This window comes from Bacillus cereus group sp. BfR-BA-01316 (assembly GCF_022664195.1).
Lineage (GTDB): Bacteria > Bacillota > Bacilli > Bacillales > Bacillaceae_G > Bacillus_A.
In genome coordinates this window covers 1-210 of the sequence record NZ_JAKUGX010000162.1, presented here as the reverse complement: position 1 = coordinate 210, position 210 = coordinate 1, and the positions used below count along the sequence as shown (strand labels likewise).

Here is a 210-nt window from a genome sequence, read left to right as displayed (position 1 = left end):
ATTTCATCCATTTTTTCTTGATCTCCCAGTTCATTCATAAAATCAAATTCAGGAAAATCCGGAATCTCAAAAATAAAATCTGTTTTAAATGTATTGTTAGTTTCATCAACATAATCTATTTCATCCACTTTTTCTTGATCTCCCAGTTCATTCATAAAATCAGATTCAGAAAGATCCGGAATCTCTAAAATAGAATCTGTTTGAAATATA

1 protein-coding gene is annotated in these 210 nt (G+C 28.1%); it reads right to left on the bottom strand.

Annotated elements, in window-relative coordinates; all coding sequences use genetic code 11:
• The coding region (locus MR071_RS25385; RefSeq protein ID WP_242238255.1) for a hypothetical protein at nucleotides 1-210 on the bottom strand (210 nt) is incomplete at both ends.